Genomic DNA, 3,279 nt, shown 5'->3' on the forward strand with positions numbered 1-3,279 from the left:
ACGGGAACTGGGGTTTTTAGGCTGGGGTAAAGCTCGGGGTATTTTTTGTTTTCCCCCCCCCCCCCGGCAGTCGAGACCGCAGGGGGGCATGGCGGGAACGCAAGATCAGGAACCTCTGAACTTGATGGGATTTTTGGAACGGGTCTGCCAGTCGTAAACGATAGGCGCGGCCACGAAGATCGAGGAGTAGGTGCCAACCAGAATTCCGGCGAACATGGCGAAGGCGAAGCTGCGGATGGCCGGGCCGGCGAAAATGAAGAGCACGATCACCGAAAGCATGGTGGTGCCGGAGGTGATAATGGTTCGCGAGAGCGTCTGGTTCATGCTCTCGTTGAAGAGCCGTTCGTACTCGGATGGCTTCTGGCCGCGCAGCCGCTCGCGGATACGGTCATAAACGACAACCGTGTCGGTGATCGAGTAACCGGCAATGGTCAGGAATGCCGCGATAATGCTCTGATCGACTTCGAGCGGCATGAAATCGAACAGGCCGCCCAAAAGGCTGAACAGACCGAGCACGGTCAGCACATCGTGAAAAATGGCCGCGACGCCCGCCGTGGCGAACTTGAACTCGAAACGCACGCTCACGTAGAGCAGAATGCCGACCAGCGCCGCCGCCAGCGCCTTGATGGCCGACATCTTCATGTCGGAGGCGATGCTCGGGCCGACCGCCTCGACGCTCAGAATCTGCGCGGGATTGCCCGGCAGGCGGGAAGCGAGCGAGTTCAGAATCAGACTCCTGAGTTTTGTGGTGTCGCCCTGAAAATCGGTTTTAAGCAACAGCGAACGATCCAGACCGTATTGCTTGACCGAACCGCTCACCCCGGCCTCCCGCATGAGCGAGCGCACCGCGCCGACATCGACCGTTTTCTCGAAACGAATCACCACCTCCGAACCGCCCTTGAAATCGATGCCATAGTTCAACCCCCTGAAAACGAGGGAGACCATGCCCGCAATCAGCAGAATGGAGGAGATGGCATAGGCGATCTTGCGATGCTTGATGAAATTGAAACCGGTTTTCTGAAAAATGCGCATTGCAGTGTCTTGTAATTATCCGAAACTCTTTTCATTCATGAACTTGCTGTCGAGCAGCAGGTTGAACAGCACCCTGGTGACCACGATCGCCGTAAAGAGGCTCGCGGCGGTACCGATCATGAGGGTGACGGCGAATCCCTGAATCGGCCCGACGCCGTAAACATAGAGCAGAAAGGCCGCGGCGAGCGTCGTAACGTGAGAGTCGAGAATCGATGAGAACGCCCGGTTATAGCCGGCGTCGATCGCCATGCGAAGGCTCTTGCCGTCGGCAAGCTCCTCGCGGACGCGCTCGTAAATCAGCACGTTGGCGTCAACGGCCATGCCCATCGTCAGCACAATACCAGCGATGCCCGGCAGGGTCAGGGCGGCGCTGAATCCGGCCAGCACGGAGATGATGACCAGAATGTTGAGCACGAGGGCCAGGTCGGCGGCGATACCCGCCTTGTTATAATAGAAAATCATAAAGATAGCGACCGCAGCAAAACTCCAGGTCAGCGAGAACATACCCGCCCGGATGTAGTCCGCGCCGAGCGACGGGCCGACGGTGCGCTCTTCGAGGATTCGCACCGGCGCAGGCAGCGCGCCGGCTTTCAAAATAATTTCGAGGTCTTTAGCCTCGTCGAGGCTGCCGATGCCGTTGATGACCGAGTTGCCGCTCGGAATGCGCGACTGCACAACCGGAGCGCTATAGACCGCGCCGTCAAGCACGATGGCGATCTGCTTGCCGATGTTAGCCCCGGTGATGCGCGCCCACTTCGACGTGCCCTCGTCGTTCATCGACATGAGCACCTCGGGCTGATTATCCTGGGCGCTGAAGGTCGCCTTCGCCTCGGTAATCACGCCGCCGGTCAGTTCGGGAGTCTTCTGGAGGAGATAGATCGGGTAATATTTTTCGCCTTTGGAGGTCTGGTCGGGCTTGGCGGCCAGAAGCAACTGGGTATCCTGCGGCAAGAGCGCCTGCACGTCGGGCCGGTTCAGCACCGCCGTGACCTGATCGCGCGCGTAGGCCGGAGTGAACACCAGGCCATTTGGCATCATGCCGATCACATCCGAAAGCTTTTTGACGCCGGTACCGGCAGCCTGGGGAGCGGCGGCAACCGGCGTGGCGGCCATCGATGAGTCAGACGGCACGGCGGGCGCGGCGGAAGCCGGAGCGACGAGCGGCGTGGCGCTGATGCGCTGGATGGCGCGGAGCAGCGTTTCAGGATCCTTGACCAGCTTGAATTCGAGCTTCGCCGTGCCCATCAGGAGGCGGCGAACCCTGGCCTCGTCGGTCACGCCCGACAGCTCGATGACGAGGCGCTGCGAGCCCTGCGTCTGAATCACCGGTTCAGCCACGCCATACTGGTCGATACGGTTGCGGATGATCTCTTTGGCCCTCACCAGCGCATCTTTGGCCTCGCCGTTCAGCTTGTTGACAATATCCTGATCGGAGTCGCGCATATCATAGAAGTAACGGCTGAGCTTGATGTTCTCCTTCTTGAACCCGGCGGCCACCAGATCGACCACATTGGCATTGGAGCTGGCGGACTCGTTCTTGACGATCTGCATGACGTGGTTGAAGGTCGCGTCCTTGTTCCAGGCCTTCTGCTGGATCAGATCGAGAATATCGACCTCCATCACCAGATGCATACCGCCCTTCAGATCGAGGCCAAGCTTCAGGCTTTTGTCTTTGGCCTGCTCGATTTCGGTGCGATGATCGATGGCGAACTTCAGGCTGTCTTCGGGGGAATGGAAACTCTTGAGTTGTTGTGTCAAGGCATGGTCACGCCAGGTCGGCCAGATCGACCATAACGAGACCAGCGTGACCACGGCAATGAGAATGAGCTTAAAGCGGTTGTTTTTCATGAAAAAGGCCGTTACGCACGATTGATAAAGAAAAGCCAATATAAAGAACGGGGTCTGGATTAACAATCGTGGCAGCGGGGGTGAAAAAAGAGGGAAAAGGGCGACAGAAAAGGCCCGTAAAGGCAGCTCGCGCGGCTGTCCATTGCTGAGCGTTGACGGGGCCGAAGCGGGTCGGGAATCAAGAACGCATCGTCATTCCCGCTCTCCCAATAGTCCCATTTGCCCCATCAGTCTCGCTGCCCGGTCAACTTTCTGACATACTCTTCCGGATCGATGCCCCACTCCTTGATAACCCCAAGCGCTTTAGTGGGCTTGCTACATTTTGATAGACACAAAAAGAAGCCATCATACGCCACGTCGTCAGTACTGACAAGCAGTTTAAAGTGGATGCCGTTGAGC

Annotated in this window: 2 protein-coding genes; both read right to left on the reverse strand. The window is 58.1% G+C overall.

Features of this window, described 5'->3' with window-relative positions; genetic code table 11:
* Positions 1-105: 105 nt before the first annotated feature.
* Positions 106-1,032: a protein translocase subunit SecF gene (gene secF / locus EST62_RS09265; RefSeq protein ID WP_129051810.1), complete on the reverse strand. Its 927-nt coding sequence runs from the start codon at positions 1,030-1,032 to the stop codon at positions 106-108.
* Positions 1,033-1,047: 15 nt separating this feature from the next.
* Positions 1,048-2,880 carry a protein translocase subunit SecD gene (gene secD, locus EST62_RS09270; protein WP_129051811.1) on the reverse strand — a complete coding sequence of 611 codons (1,833 nt, stop codon included), beginning with the start codon at positions 2,878-2,880 and terminating at the stop codon, positions 1,048-1,050.
* Positions 2,881-3,279: the final 399 nt, after the last annotated feature.

Source organism: Chlorobaculum sp. 24CR (assembly GCF_004118635.1).
Classification (GTDB): domain Bacteria; phylum Bacteroidota; class Chlorobiia; order Chlorobiales; family Chlorobiaceae; genus Chlorobaculum.